Below are 14,425 nucleotides of genomic sequence, written 5' to 3' on the forward strand. Positions count from 1 at the left end.
TTACCTGCCTCACACTTTCCCACTCACGACTGTTTAGTCCATATCAGCGGCGTTATCCTGCAACGCAAAAACACCGGTACCAGACAATAATTCTCTCCATATCTCATTCATGGAGTGCAGTTGATGGAAACCAGTAAGCTCACGGTGAAAGAAAAGATTGGCTATGGAATGGGCGACGCCGGATGCAACATCATCTTTGGCGCCATCATGTTGTTTGTTAACTATTTTTACACAGACATTTTTGGACTCGCGCCTGCACTGGTCGGCGTATTACTGCTCTCAGTACGCGTTATCGATGCCGTTACCGACCCTATAATGGGCGCAATGGCCGACCGCACCCGCAGCAAATATGGTAGATTTCGTCCATGGCTTTTGTGGATGGCTTTCCCGTACGCATTATTCAGCGTACTGATGTTTACCACCCCAGAATGGACATATAACAGCAAAGTTATCTATGCCTTTGTTACCTATTTCCTGCTCTCAATTACCTATACGGCGATCAATATCCCCTATTGCTCTCTCGGCAGCGTCATCACCAACGATCCGCAAGAACGCGTCGCCTGCCAGTCATATCGCTTTGTATTGGTAGGAATTGCAACTCTGCTGCTCTCCCTTACCCTGCTCCCCATGGCCGACTGGTTCGGCGGGGAAGACAAAGCCAAAGGGTATCAAATGGCGATGGCGGTACTGGCCTTCATCGGCATGTGTATGTTCCTGTTTTGCTTTGCAACCGTCCGTGAACGTGTACGCCCTGCTGTCCAGACCAATGACGATTTAAAAGCCGATCTGAAAGACGTATGGAAGAACGATCAATGGGTAAAAATCCTGCTATTAACCTTGTGCAACGTCTGTCCGGGTTTTATTCGCATGGCTGCCACCATGTACTACGTGACCTGGGTTATGCAGCAGAGTACACAATTTGCGACGTTGTTTATCAGCCTTGGCGTTGTAGGCATGATGATCGGCAGCATGTTGGCGAAGGTGTTAACCGATCGCTGGTGCAAACTGAAAGTGTTCTTCTGGACCAATATCATCCTGGCGATTTTCTCCGCCGCGTTTTACTTCTTCGATCCGAAAGCCACCATGATGATTATGGTGCTCTACTTCCTGCTCAACATCCTGCATCAGATCCCATCCCCGCTGCACTGGTCGCTGATGGCGGATGTCGATGACTACGGCGAGTGGAAAACCGGTAAACGTATCACCGGAATCAGCTTCTCCGGCAACCTGTTCTTCCTGAAACTGGGCCTGGCGATTGCCGGAGCGATGGTTGGCTTCCTGCTCTCCTGGTACGGCTACGACGCTGGGGCGAAAACGCAAAGCGATTCCGCCATTAACGGTATTATGCTGCTGTTTACCATCATACCGGGCGCAGGCTACCTGATTACTGCAGGCGTGGTTCGTCTGCTGAAAGTTGACCGCGAGTTTATGCAGCAAATCCAGACAGATTTAGAAAAGCGCCGCGCCAACTACCGTGAACTGAATGAATACCACGATATAAAAACGACTGAAACCGTAAGGAAAGCCTAATGAATCAGTGGCCAAATCCCTTTATTGAACAGCGTGCCGATCCGTTTATCTTACGTGACGGTAGCCACTACTATTTCATTGCTTCAGTACCTGAATATGACCGGCTGGAGATACGCCGGGCCGACTCGCTGGAAGGGTTGCGCACTGCCGCCCCGGTTATCATCTGGCGCAAGCCAGAAAGCGGCCCCATGAGCCAACTCATCTGGGCGCCCGAAATCCATCATCTGGCAGGCAAGTGGTACATCTATTTTGCCGCCACCCACACACAGTCGCTCGACAAGCTGGGGATGTTCCAGCATCGCATGTTTGCGCTCGAATGTGCCGACACCGATCCGCTGACCGGAAAGTGGACGGAGAAAGGTCAGATTAAAACGCAGTTTGATACCTTTGCGCTCGATGCCACCACCTTTAACCATCAGGGAAAACAGTGGTATCTATGGGCGCAGAAATCGCCCGATATCGACGGAAACTCCAATATCTATCTCGCAGAACTGGAAAATCCATGGACGATTAAAGGCGAGCCGGTCATGCTAAGCCATCCTGAATATGACTGGGAATGCCGGGGTTTTTGGGTCAACGAAGGTCCTGCCGTCATGGTTCACGGCGACAAGTTGTTTATCAGCTATTCCGCCAGCGCTACCGATGAGAACTACTGTATGGGATTATTGTGGATTGACTTAGACGCAGATCCGCTCAACCAGCAGAACTGGCACAAATCACCGCGCCCGGTCTTTACCACCAGCTATGAAAACCGCCAGTTTGGGCCAGGACACAACAGCTTTACGCAAACGCCAGAAGGTGAAGATGTGCTGGTGTATCACGCGAGAAATTACACCGAAATCGAGGGCGATCCGCTGTACGACCCAAACCGCCACACTCGTCTGAAGCTCGTGCGTTGGGACGAAAACGGCATGCCAGATTTTGGCATCCCGCCTGCTGATACGAACTAAACCGTTGCACTGCCCGGTGGCGCTAACGCTTACCGGGCCTACACGTTTTTCCATTGTAGGCCGGATAAGCGTTAGCGCCATCCGGCACAACGCTATACTAATGCCCCATAAATGGTCAGCAACGCAATAATCACCACCACCACAAACGAGGTCTTCTTCGCCATAGAAACAGCCGCTTTTGGCGTTTCGACTTTATCGGTATGAGGTTCGCGCGCCAGCGAGAACTGCGCCAGACGCGTCAACACCTGATATTGCGAAGTATGCATATCCGCAAGCGAGGCAAACCAGGCCGGTAGCGCTTTCTCGCCGTGTCCTAACAGCGCATAGACCACGCCCGCCAGGCGCACCGGGATCCAGTCCAGCACATGCAGGATCGCATCGATACCCGACTGCAGACGCTGATGCGGCGTCTGATAGCGCGCCAGCCAGGACTGCCAGGCACGTAAAAAAGCATAACCCACCAGCGTCACCGGTCCCCACGGACCACCGACGATCAGCCAGAATAACGGCGCCAGATAAAAGCGAAAGTTGTTCCATAACAGCGCGTTCTGCAGTTCACGCAAAAACTCACGCTCATCGCAGTCCGGCGGCACGCCATGAATCAGCGTCAATTCGCTGGCCATCGCCTCACGGGCGTGAGCGTCATCGCGAGCCGCCGCGTTCAGATAGGCATGATAATGAAGACGCGTCTTGCCAGCGCCGATGCACAGCAGGCCAATTAAGATCCACGCCACCAGCAAGGGCACGTTAAACAGCAGCCCATGGAGTGCGCGCAGTAGCAGAAACGTCACTCCCATCGCAATAAGAGTCATGCCTACCGTACGCATCATCGAGAAATGCTTAATCCGGCGGAAAAAAGCTTCAACCCGGTGATCAAGCTGCCAGTGCTCACCCAGCTTAAACAGGCGTTCAACAATCAACACCAGTAATGTTGTAAACAGCGTCATGTCATCTCCTTGTGCGACGAGGGGGTGACCAGGGCGCGAAACCTTGCCCAGTCAAATGAGGGCCCGGGATCGGTCTTACGCTCGGGCGCAATATTGCAATGTCCTGTCATATTGTTAGCAATAGCCGGATAACGCGTAATCAGGGCATTGGTCACGGCTGCTAGTTGCTGGTACTGCGCGTCGGTATAGGCCAGCGTATCCGTCCCTTCCAGCTCAATACCAATTGAGAAATCATTACAGCGTTCACGGCCCTGATAGCTCGAGACGCCGGCATGCCAGGCGCGTTTATCAAAGGGGACATACTGCACGATTTCACCATCACGGCGAATTAAACAATGGGCCGAAACGCGCAAATGGGCGATTCCGGCAAAATAAGGATGGGCGTTGGGATCAATCGTGCCAGTGAACAGCGCGTCTATCCACGGGCCGCCAAACTCGCCGGGCGGCAGGCTGATATTATGCACCACCAGCAGAGAAGGGTTTTCGTCATCCGGGCGGCAATCGTAATGCGGAGAGGGAACGCGTCGCGCCTCTGCCAGCCAGCCCTCGTCTAACAACATGCAGAATCTCCTTATTGGTGGTGCTCATATCAGGTTCAGGGTAGCATGTTTCCACCTTATGATTCGTTAGCAATTTGGAGTTTTATCATGCCGCCTCGCCGCTATAACCCTGACTACCGACGTGACGCGCTGTTGGAACGCATAAATCTCGATATCCCTGCCGCTGTCGCTCAGGCACTGCGTGAAGATTTAGGCGGAGAAGTTGATGCCAATAACGATATCACCGCACAGCTTTTACCCGAAGACATGCGCTCCCACGCTACCGTAATTACCCGCGAAGATGGCGTTTTTTGTGGGAAACGTTGGGTGGAAGAGGTCTTTATTCAACTGGCTGGCGATGATGTAAACATCACCTGGCATGTCGAAGATGGCGACAGCATTAAGGCTAATCAGCCACTGTTTGAACTGGACGGCCCTTCCCGCGTGTTACTGACCGGTGAACGTACCGCGCTTAATTTTGTGCAGACGCTTTCAGGTGTAGCAAGCGAGGTGCGTAAATACGTCGACCTGTTAGCTGGGACCAAGACCCAACTGCTGGATACGCGTAAAACCCTGCCAGGACTGCGTACCGCGCTAAAATACGCCGTATTGTGCGGCGGCGGCGCGAATCATCGTTTGGGGCTGTCCGACGCTTTCCTGATTAAAGAAAACCACATTATTGCTTCCGGCTCGGTACGTCAGGCCGTAGAAAAAGCATTCTGGTTGCACCCGGATGTGCCGGTTGAAGTCGAAGTAGAAAGCCTGGATGAGCTGGACGACGCGCTGAAAGCCGGGGCCGACATCATCATGCTCGATAACTTCGAAACCGACCAAATGCGCGAAGCGGTAAAACGCACCAACGGCCAGGCGCGTCTGGAAGTCTCGGGCAATGTCACCCATGAAACGCTGCGCGAATTTGCCGAAACCGGCGTGGATTTCATCTCTGTTGGCGCGCTGACCAAACATGTTCGCGCTCTCGATCTCTCCATGCGTTTTCGCTAATTGCTGATTGTATTGCCCGATGATGCTTCGCTTATCGGGCCTCCTACACAGGTTTATTCTGTAAGCCGAATACGGCATTTACGCCGCCATCCGGCAGTTTCTGCGAGCCTCTTAGCAAATACATTGTCTGATTCTGTAATTTCGTAAAAGTCCTCGGAATCCGCCTTCCCATTCTGTTTTTTGTCTCTCGCCGTCCTCCCGTCGGTTTGCCAAAGTAGCGCCAGCAAACTCAAGGAGTAAACAATGAACAAGCAACGAGGCTTTACGCTTATCGAACTCATGGTGGTGATTGGCATTATTGCCATTCTTAGCGCCATCGGTATTCCGGCATATCAAAACTATCTGCGCAAGGCCGCGCTGACAGACATGCTGCAAACCTTTGTCCCCTATCGCACAGCGGTTGAGCTCTGTGCACTGGAGCATGGAGGAACAGATACCTGCGATGCCGGAACGAATGGTATTCCCACGCCAACAACTACCCGTTACGTCTCAGCCATGAGCATTGAAAAAGGCGTTGTCAGCCTTAGTGGGCAGGAAAGCCTGAACGGGTTAAGCATCACCATGACGCCGGCTTGGGACAATGCCAACGGCATTACCGGTTGGAACCGTAACTGCATCATCCAGAACGACAGCGCATTGCAGCAGGCCTGTGAAGATGTTTTCCGCTTCGATACCCACTAAGGAACAGAGATGAATACCACCCAGCTTACAGCGCTATGCCAACGTTATCAGGGAATATTACTGGATGCAGACAATGAAGTGGTGCATATCGCCGTCGTAGACGCCCCATCACACGAACTGCTGGATGCACTGCATTTTGCCACCACCCGGCGCATCGACATTGTCTGCTGGACACGTCAGCAAATGGAAGGCCACACGCATACACCGCAGAAAATGCTCCCGGCAGTAGTCACAAAAAGCAGCGCCAGCGCAGCAGACTTGCTGAATCAGACGTTTCATTCCGCTCTGGAGAAACGGGCTTCTGATATTCATTTTGAGCCAGCGGAAAATTACTATCGGATCAGATTACGTGTGGATGGAGTACTCCACGCTTTACCGGAAGTCACGACCGAGATGGGCATTGCCATCACCGCGAGGTTAAAAGTATTGGGCAGTCTGGATATTGCCGAGCATCGGCTTCCACAAGACGGACAATTTACCGTTGAGATTTCAGGAGAACCTATCTCGTTTCGCATCGCCACCCTGCCCTGTCGCTACGGCGAAAAAGTCGTGTTGCGGCTACTTCATCAGGTCGAGCAGTCACTGGAGATCGCCGCACTGGGAATGCAAGACGCGCAGCTGGCCGCATTTTCGCAAGCCTTGCAGCAGCCTCAGGGGCTGATTCTGGTTACCGGGCCTACCGGAAGCGGTAAAACGGTCACACTGTACAGTGCGCTGCAAACCCGAAACACGCCAGATGTTAATCTCTGTAGCGTGGAAGATCCGGTAGAGATCCCGATCACAGGCATCAACCAGACGCAAATTCACCCACGCGCCGGTTTGACTTTTCAGGGAGTCTTACGTGCTCTGTTGCGCCAGGATCCCGACATTATCATGGTGGGTGAAATCCGCGATGGAGAAACAGCAGAAATAGCCCTTAAAGCCGCACAAACCGGTCATCTGGTTCTTTCTACGCTGCATACCAATTCCACCAGTGAAACGCTGGTGCGTCTGCAACAAATGGGGGTTGCACGCTGGATGATCGCCTCCGCGCTGACGCTCGTCATTGCACAGCGATTGGTCAGAAAGTTGTGCCCCCATTGCCGACAACGTCAGAGTACGCCTATCACACTCCCGAAAGCTGTCTGGCCTACACCACTACCGAATTGGCAGGCCCCTGGCTGCAAACATTGTTATCACGGATTTTATGGCCGTACGGCATTGTTTGAAGTACTCCCTGTTACTCCGGCATTACGTCAGAGTATTGCCAGTGGCGCCCCCGTAGACGGAGTGGAACCTGATGCTCAGCTATCAGGGAGAACGCTTTTCGAGAATGGCTGTCAGGCCGTCGAGCAAGGATTAACGACATTTGAAGAGCTGATTCGTGTACTGGGCATGCCTCATGTCCGCTAAACAGCTTTGGCGCTGGCAAGGCATTAACAACAAAGGTAAATCGCTGGAAGGAATGCTATGGGCCGATACCCGACCGTCATTAATGCTGGCTCTTGAGAAACAACAGATTACGCCGCTACGCATTAAGCGTATGCGTGTCAAAACCTCGCACTGGAGCCGTACAAGAAGTGCCGAAACCATACACCAGTTGGCGACATTGCTAAAAGCAGGGTTAACGCTCTCAGCAGGGCTAGCTCTGCTTGCTGAACAGCATCCCAGCAGTCAATGGCAGGCGCTACTGCGTACGCTGGCTTACGATATGGAACAGGGCATTACCCTCTCCACCTCGCTATCACAATGGCAACACGTTTTTCCGCCCCTTTACCAGGCAATGATCCGCACCGGAGAGCTTACGGGTAAGCTGGACGACTGCTGTTTTGAACTCGCCTACCAGCAAAAGAAACAACAGCAACTTGCTGATAAAGTTAAAAAAGCCCTGCGTTATCCGCTTATCATCATCACAATGGCGGTGTTGGTCGTATTTGCGATGTTGCAGTTTGTACTCCCTGAGTTTGCCGCCATCTACCAGACATTCAACACCCCGCTACCGGCCCTCACTCAGTGGATTATTACCATCGCACACTATAGCAGCCAATGGGGATGGCTGGCGGTAGCACTTGGCCTGGTAGCGGTTGCGGCACATCATTTGATAAATCAGAAACCGTACTGGCTCGTTCTGCGCCAGAAATTGCTGCTCAGCCTCCCGGTCATAGGGCCGATGGTGAGAGGGCAAAAGCTCACGCAGATCTTCACCGTTCTGGCGTTAACGCAAAATGCGGGCATTCCCTTTTTGCAGGGTCTTGAGAGCGTTACCGAAACGCTGGCTAACCCTTTCTGGTCGCAACGTTTAGCGCTGGTTCAGCACGACATTAGCGCCGGAAAGCCGGTCTGGTTAGCGCTTAAAAATAGCGGTGAATTCAGCCCATTGTGCATACAGCTGGTCCGAACAGGTGAAGCTTCCGGCTCGCTGGATGCAATGCTGCGCAATCTCGCGCATCACCATGGCGAGAAAACCCTGGCTCAAGCTGAGAATTTGGCTGCATTACTTGAGCCTGCGTTGCTGGTCATTACGGGGCTTATCATCGGTACGCTGGTTGTCGCGATGTATTTACCGATTTTCCATTTGGGAGATGCGATGAGCGGAGTGGGTTAAATTCAAATGCCAGATGGCGACGTAACGCCATCCGGCATTTCACAGAACGACCTGTTTTACAGGCTATTGAATACGCGGTTCTCTTGTTCCTGTACACGAATAAACGTTGTACGTTTGGTCAGCTCTTTCAGACGGGATGCGCCTACATAGGTGCAAGCAGAACGCAAACCGCCGAGAATATCGCGAGCGGTATTATCAACCGGGCCGCGCAGAGGCAGCTTAACGGTTTTACCTTCAGCGGCACGATACTGAGCAACACCACCAACATGGCGGGTCATAGCAGATTCTGAGCTCATACCGTAGAACAGCATGAATTTCTCACCGTTTTCTTCAACAATTTTGCCGCCGCTTTCTTCGTGACCGGCCAACATACCGCCGAGCATAACGAAGTCTGCGCCGCCGCCAAACGCTTTTGCAACGTCACCCGGCATTGTGCAGCCGCCGTCGCTGACAATCATGCCGCCCAGACCGTGGGCTGCATCCGCACATTCAATAACCGCAGAAAGCTGTGGATAGCCAACGCCGGTTTTTACACGCGTGGTGCATACAGAACCTGGGCCAATACCTACTTTGACAATATCAGCACCGGAGAGCACCAGCTCTTCACACATTTCACCGGTGACCACATTGCCCGCACAAATCGTTTTTGTCGGCCATGCTTCACGCGCTTTCGACACAAACTGAACAAAATGCTCTGAGTAGCCATTTGCCACATCAATGCAGATAAAATTCAGCGCTGGGTTGAGCGCCAAAATCTGTTTGGTTTTTTCGAAGTCTGCGTCAGACGTGCCAGTTGAAACCATTACGTGTTTGAGTACATCGGCAGAGCTCTCTGCGATGAAGGCGGCCCAGTCTTCAACAGAATAGTGTTTGTGCACAGCGGTCAGGATGTCGAAGGATGCCAGCGCCGTTGCCATGGCAAACGTCCCGACAGTGTCCATGTTCGCGGCAATAATAGGTACGCCGGACCAGGTCTGACCTGAATGCTTAAAGGTAAATTGACGTTCCAGCTCAACATCGGAACGGCTTTTAAGAGTAGAACGCTTAGGGCGGATAAGAACGTCTTTGAAACCTAACTTCAGATCTTCTTCGATACGCATGTGCGGATTCCTGGGGTTAATGGCGAAAAATCGAAACTCACAACTCCAGTGACGCTATCATACGCACTAATCAATGCCGCGCAAGACTGCGAAATTCTCTTTTTTTACGCTACAATCCCATAAATTTACCTGGCGAATAGTAGGTTAATCCTGCAACAGCCTCGCCTTCGCACGCTTAACTTTTAACTGTTTGATAATCAAACTTAAACTCCAGGATCGGCATCTATGAGGTATACGGTAGCCTTAACCGGCGGCATTGGCAGTGGTAAAAGCACCGTTGCAAATGCGTTCGCTGACCTCGGAATAAACATCATTGATGCAGATATTATTGCGCGCCAGGTGGTTGAACCCGGCACACTTGCTCTTAAGGCGATCGAAGAACATTTTGGTTCCGAGGTTATCGCCGCAGACGGATCGTTGCAGCGGCGCATTTTACGCGAACGCATTTTTACCGCCCCAGAGGAGAAAAGCTGGCTGAATGCCCTGCTCCATCCGCTTATTCAGCAGGAAACGCAGCGCCAGTTTCAGCAAGCGACCTCACCTTACCTGTTATGGGTTGTCCCTTTGCTGGTGGAAAATTCGCTGTATAAAAAAGCCGACCGCGTACTCGTGGTGGATGTCACGCCCGAAACCCAGCTCAGACGCACCATGCAGCGTGATGACGTCACACGTGAGCATGTTGAACAAATTCTTGCTGCCCAGGCAACGCGTGAAGCGCGGCTGGCCGTGGCAGACGATGTTATTGATAATAATGGCGCACCGGAAGCCATCGCCTCGGATGTCGCCCGCCTGCACGCGCTCTATTTGCAATGCGCGTCGCAGTTTGTCTCACAGGAAAAACCGTAATGCACACCCAGGTCCTTTTTGAACACCCTCTCAATGAGAAGATGCGTACATGGCTGCGCATTGAATTTTTAATCCAACAGCTCTCCGTTAATTTACCCATTGCTGACCATGCCGGCGCTCTGCATTTTTTCCGCAATATCGGAGATTTACTGGATGTATTTGAACGCGGCGAAGTCCGTACCGAACTCCTCAAAGAACTGGAGCGACAGCAGCGTAAACTCCAGGCCTGGGTCGAAGTTCCCGGCGTCGATCAAAGCAGAATCGACTCTTTGCGCCAGCAGTTAAAAAGTGCAGGCAGCATTCTGATTTCTGCCCCGCGTATTGGACAAACGCTGCGCGAAGATCGTCTGATTGGTCTCGTACGTCAGCGTTTAAGTATTCCTGGCGGGTGCTGCAGCTTCGATCTGCCGACTCTGCATATCTGGTTACACCTGGCGCAATCGTATCGTGACGCGCAGGTTGAAACCTGGCTTGCCAGCCTGAATCCGCTCAATCAAGCGCTGTCGCTGGTGCTGGATTTAATTCGCAACTCAGCGCCGTTTCGTAAGCAAACCAGCCTGAATGGTTTTTATCAGGACAACGGCGAAGATGCAGATCTGCTGCGCTTGCAGCTGCCGCTTGATTCGCAGCTTTATCCGCAAATTTCTGGTCATAAGAGCCGTTTTGCCATCCGCTTTATGCCGCTGGATAGCGAAAATGGTCAGGTGCCTGAGCGCCTCGATTTTGAACTGGCGTGCTGTTAAGGAGTCAACATGTCTGAACAAACCATCGTCAACTGCCCAACCTGCGGCAAGCCTGTAGTATGGGCTGAAGTCAGTCCGTTTCGCCCATTCTGCAGCAAGCGCTGCCAGTTAATCGATCTGGGAGAGTGGGCTGCAGAAGAGAAACGCATCCCAAGCTCAGGCGATCTGTCGGAAAGCGACGACTGGAGTGAGGAGCAGAAGTAATTCTGCTAATACGTAGGGCGGGCAAGCGTAGCACCCCCGCCATAATTTTCCGGATGGCGGTGTTGCCTTATCCGGCCTACGAACACCATTATCCAGTAATCAGCTTTTCAATTACCGGTGCATTCGCCGGCGGGAAATCTTCCGCATTCAGAGCATATTGCGCTATCCACTGCGCCGGTTGCCCCTCTTTTCCCCACGGCTCGCCTTCCCAGCTTTCAACCAGCCAGAACCACAGAGTGATATGCCTGTCCGGAAACTGATACTCCAACTTTTCGAACAATGAACTTTGAGTCGGCGTGATCCCTACTTCTTCCTGTAGCTCGCGAATCAGCGCCTGCTCCGGCGTTTCGCCCGCTTCAATTTTCCCGCCGGGGAACTCCAGCTTATTGGCCATGTGGGCATCAGCCGCACGCTGGGTGATAAAAATTTCATTGTGCTGATTACGAATAATCCCGACGGCGATCTGCAATATTTTCATTTTCATCGTCCATAAAAAAGGCGCAGAAGTCTGCGCCTTTTCAATAAGTTATTTTCTTAGCTCAGACGGCCATGACACTGTTTGTATTTCTTGCCGGAACCGCAAGGACACGGATCGTTACGACCCACTTTACGATCGCCGGTTTGTGCCGCCAGCTCTTCTGCCGCAGCAGAATCATCACCTTTATGGCTCAACTGCTGCATCTGCGCTAAACGCTCAGCTTCTTCGCGACGCTGCTGCTCCATCGCTTCTACTTCTTCAGGCATACGCACCTGAACTTTGCTCAGAGTGCTGATCACTTCGTACTTCAGAGATTCCAGCATTGATGCAAACATAGAGAAGGATTCACGCTTGTATTCCTGCTTCGGATCTTTTTGCGCATAACCACGCAGGTGGATACCCTGACGCAGGTAATCCATCGCAGCCAGGTGCTCTTTCCACAAAGAGTCGAGCGTTTGCAGCATCACGCCTTTTTCGAAGTGACGCATCATCTCCGCGCCCACAACTTCTTCTTTGCGCTGATAAACTTCTACTGCGTTTGCCAGAATACGTTCGCGCAGCGTTTCTTCGTGCAGCTCAGGTTCTTTATCCAGCCACTCTGAAATCGGCATATCCAGATCGAAGTCGTTTTTCAGACGTTCCTGCAGACCCGGAATATCCCACATTTCTTCCAGAGACTGCGGCGGAATATAGGCATCAATCGTCGCTTTGAATACGTCTTCGCGAATGCTGTTAATGGTTTCGCTAACGTCAGTTACGTCCAGCAGTTCGTTACGCTGGGTGTAGATAGCACGACGCTGGTCGTTGGCAACATCATCATATTCCAGCAACTGCTTACGAATATCGAAGTTGCGGCTTTCCACTTTACGCTGCGCGTTAGCAATTGCTTTGGTCACCCATGGGTGTTCAATGGCTTCACCAGGCTTCATACCCAGTTTACGCATCATGCCGGACACGCGGTCAGAGGCAAAAATACGCATCAGCGCATCTTCCATCGACAAATAGAAACGAGAAGAACCCGCATCCCCCTGACGACCAGAACGACCACGCAGCTGGTTATCGATACGACGAGATTCGTGACGCTCAGTACCGATAATATGCAAACCACCAGCAGCTAATACCGCGTCATGGCGAACCTGCCACTCGGCTTTGATCTGCGCGATTTGTTCCGGAGTTGGGTTTTCCAGCTCGGCAACTTCCGCCTGCCAGCTACCACCCAGCACGATATCGGTACCACGACCCGCCATGTTAGTAGCGATTGTCACGGCAGACGGGTAACCCGCCTGTGCGACGATATCCGCTTCGCTGGCATGGAACTTGGCGTTGAGGACGTTATGTTTGATGCCTGCCTTGGTCAGCTCGTTAGAGACCACTTCAGATTTTTCAATGGAGATAGTACCCACCAGCACCGGCTGGCCATTTGCGGTACGCTCTTTAATATCTTCAATGATCGCCTGAATTTTTTCCGCTTCGGTCATGTACACCAGATCCGGTAAATCCTTACGGATCATCGGACGGTTAGTTGGTACAACTACAGTATCCAGCTTGTAGATGGAGCTAAATTCAAAGGCTTCGGTATCTGCTGTACCGGTCATACCGGCCAGTTTTTCGTACAAACGGAAGTAGTTCTGGAAGGTAATAGATGCCAGCGTCTGGTTCTCGTTCTGGATCTCTACGCCTTCTTTAGCTTCAACAGCCTGGTGCAGACCATCAGACCAGCGACGCCCCTGCATGGTACGGCCGGTGTGTTCATCAACGATGATAACTTCGCCGTCTTTCACGATGTAGTCAACATCGCGGGTAAACAGCACGTGCGCACGCAGTGCGGCAGTCACGTGGTGCATCAGCATAATGTTGCCTGGAGAGTACAGAGACTCGCCCTCATCCATAATGCCTTCGTTAACCAACAACTCTTCAATCAGTACCAGACCACGTTCGGTCAGGTTAACCTGGCGCGCTTTCTCATCAACAGAGAAGTGGCCTTCCCCCTGGAACGTGTCGGAATCTTCCTTCTCCTGACGGATCAGGTGTGGGATGATTTTGTTCACTTTTTTATACATTTCCGAGCTGTCTTCAGCCGGGCCGGAAATGATCAGCGGCGTACGCGCTTCATCGATCAGGATGGAGTCAACTTCATCGACCAGCGCATAGTGCAGTTTACGTTGAACACGCTCTTCCGGACTAAACGCCATGTTGTCGCGCAGGTAATCAAAGCCGTATTCGTTGTTGGTACCGTAAGTAATATCGGCGTTGTAGGCTTCACGCTTGGCTGGCGCTGGCAGGCCAGACATGTTGATACCAACGGTCATGCCGAGGAATTCAAACAGCGGGCGGTTATTTTCGGCATCACGCTGAGCCAGGTAGTCGTTCACGGTAACCACGTGTACGCCCTTCCCGCTTAATGCGTTCAGGTAGGCTGGCAGCGTCGCGGTCAGGGTTTTACCTTCACCAGTACGCATTTCCGCGATGCAGCGATCGTTAAGCACCATACCGCCCAGCAGCTGAACGTCGAAGTGGCGCATACCGAACACGCGTTTACTCGCTTCACGCACCACTGCGAACGCTTCCGGGATCAGGCTCTCAACGCTGGCACCTTTTTCCAGACGGGCGCGGAATTCAGCGGTCTTCGCTTTCAGTTCATCATCGGAGAGTTTTTCCATCTCCGGTTCCATTGCGTTGATGACATTGACCACTTTACGCATACGACGCAGCGTACGCTCGTTACGGCTACCGAATACTTTGGTTAATAATTTGATTAGCATAATAAAATCTCAAACGCCCCGCGATGCGGAGTCAAAAATTATAAGTTGGAAGGTTCTTT

Annotated in this window: 14 protein-coding genes; 9 read left to right on the forward strand and 5 right to left on the reverse strand. The window is 52.2% G+C overall.

The window, feature by feature from the left end:
- Positions 1 to 123: 123 nt before the first annotated feature.
- Complete coding sequence (locus tag OGV89_RS14905; RefSeq protein ID WP_003845756.1) at positions 124 to 1,530, forward strand: glycoside-pentoside-hexuronide (GPH):cation symporter; 1,407 nt, start codon at positions 124 to 126, stop codon at positions 1,528 to 1,530.
- Positions 1,530 to 2,480, forward strand: a complete 951-nt coding sequence (locus OGV89_RS14910; protein WP_213354397.1) for a glycoside hydrolase family 43 protein — start codon at positions 1,530 to 1,532, stop codon at positions 2,478 to 2,480. The genes OGV89_RS14905 and OGV89_RS14910 overlap by 1 nt, the downstream gene beginning before the upstream one ends.
- 92 nt (positions 2,481 to 2,572) lie before the next feature.
- Here the strand turns inward: OGV89_RS14910 and ampE are convergent, their stop codons facing one another.
- Both ampE and ampD read right to left on the reverse strand, forming a co-directional pair.
- Entirely contained in the window at positions 2,573 to 3,427 is an 855-nt protein-coding gene (ampE, locus tag OGV89_RS14915) for a beta-lactamase regulator AmpE (protein ID WP_003845752.1), read from the reverse strand.
- The gene (gene ampD, locus OGV89_RS14920; RefSeq protein WP_003018719.1) at positions 3,424 to 3,987 is read right to left on the reverse strand and encodes a 1,6-anhydro-N-acetylmuramyl-L-alanine amidase AmpD; all 564 of its coding nucleotides are present in this window, start codon (positions 3,985 to 3,987) and stop codon (positions 3,424 to 3,426) included. Before ampD ends, ampE begins: the two co-directional genes overlap by 4 nt.
- 87 nt (positions 3,988 to 4,074) lie before the next feature.
- Here ampD and nadC point away from each other — a divergent pair, with 87 nt between their 5' ends.
- The 4 genes from nadC (at position 4,075) to hofC (ending at position 8,233) form a co-directional block, all read left to right on the forward strand.
- Positions 4,075 to 4,968, forward strand: coding sequence for a carboxylating nicotinate-nucleotide diphosphorylase (gene nadC, locus OGV89_RS14925; protein ID WP_003837454.1), 894 nt, complete (start codon positions 4,075 to 4,077; stop codon positions 4,966 to 4,968).
- Positions 4,969 to 5,211: 243 nt separating this feature from the next.
- Positions 5,212 to 5,649, forward strand: coding sequence for a prepilin peptidase-dependent pilin (ppdD, locus tag OGV89_RS14930; protein WP_003018724.1), 438 nt, complete (start codon positions 5,212 to 5,214; stop codon positions 5,647 to 5,649).
- A gap of 9 nt (positions 5,650 to 5,658) precedes the next feature.
- Positions 5,659 to 7,041 (forward strand): type II secretion system protein GspE, encoded by a 1,383-nt coding sequence (gene gspE, locus OGV89_RS14935; protein ID WP_139935097.1) that lies wholly within the window; start codon positions 5,659 to 5,661, stop codon positions 7,039 to 7,041.
- On the forward strand, positions 7,031 to 8,233 hold the full coding sequence (gene hofC / locus OGV89_RS14940; protein ID WP_139935096.1) for a protein transport protein HofC: 1,203 nt from the start codon (positions 7,031 to 7,033) through the stop codon (positions 8,231 to 8,233). The genes gspE and hofC overlap by 11 nt, the downstream gene beginning before the upstream one ends.
- A 56-nt stretch (positions 8,234 to 8,289) precedes the next feature.
- Here hofC and OGV89_RS14945 read toward each other — a convergent pair whose 3' ends face one another.
- Complete coding sequence (locus OGV89_RS14945; RefSeq protein ID WP_003829510.1) at positions 8,290 to 9,333, reverse strand: GMP reductase; 1,044 nt, start codon at positions 9,331 to 9,333, stop codon at positions 8,290 to 8,292.
- A gap of 225 nt (positions 9,334 to 9,558) precedes the next feature.
- Between OGV89_RS14945 and coaE the strand changes: the two genes are divergently transcribed.
- The 3 genes from coaE to yacG are packed head-to-tail and all read left to right on the forward strand — an operon-like array spanning position 9,559 to position 11,126.
- A complete protein-coding gene (gene coaE, locus OGV89_RS14950; protein WP_286558870.1) occupies positions 9,559 to 10,179 on the forward strand; it encodes a dephospho-CoA kinase in 621 nt (206 codons plus the stop codon).
- Positions 10,179 to 10,922 (forward strand): cell division protein ZapD, encoded by a 744-nt coding sequence (gene zapD, locus OGV89_RS14955; RefSeq protein ID WP_003837445.1) that lies wholly within the window; start codon positions 10,179 to 10,181, stop codon positions 10,920 to 10,922. Before coaE ends, zapD begins: the two co-directional genes overlap by 1 nt.
- 9 nt (positions 10,923 to 10,931) lie before the next feature.
- Positions 10,932 to 11,126, forward strand: a complete 195-nt coding sequence (gene yacG, locus OGV89_RS14960; RefSeq protein ID WP_003018740.1) for a DNA gyrase inhibitor YacG — start codon at positions 10,932 to 10,934, stop codon at positions 11,124 to 11,126.
- A gap of 88 nt (positions 11,127 to 11,214) precedes the next feature.
- Here the strand turns inward: yacG and mutT are convergent, their stop codons facing one another.
- Positions 11,215 to 11,604: an 8-oxo-dGTP diphosphatase MutT gene (mutT, locus tag OGV89_RS14965; RefSeq protein ID WP_003837443.1), complete on the reverse strand. Its 390-nt coding sequence runs from the start codon at positions 11,602 to 11,604 to the stop codon at positions 11,215 to 11,217.
- A gap of 56 nt (positions 11,605 to 11,660) precedes the next feature.
- Positions 11,661 to 14,366: a preprotein translocase subunit SecA gene (gene secA / locus OGV89_RS14970; protein WP_003018746.1), complete on the reverse strand. Its 2,706-nt coding sequence runs from the start codon at positions 14,364 to 14,366 to the stop codon at positions 11,661 to 11,663.
- Positions 14,367 to 14,425: the final 59 nt, after the last annotated feature.

This window comes from Citrobacter sp. Cf125 (assembly GCF_030333935.1).
GTDB classification, from domain to species: Bacteria; Pseudomonadota; Gammaproteobacteria; order Enterobacterales; family Enterobacteriaceae; genus Citrobacter; species Citrobacter freundii.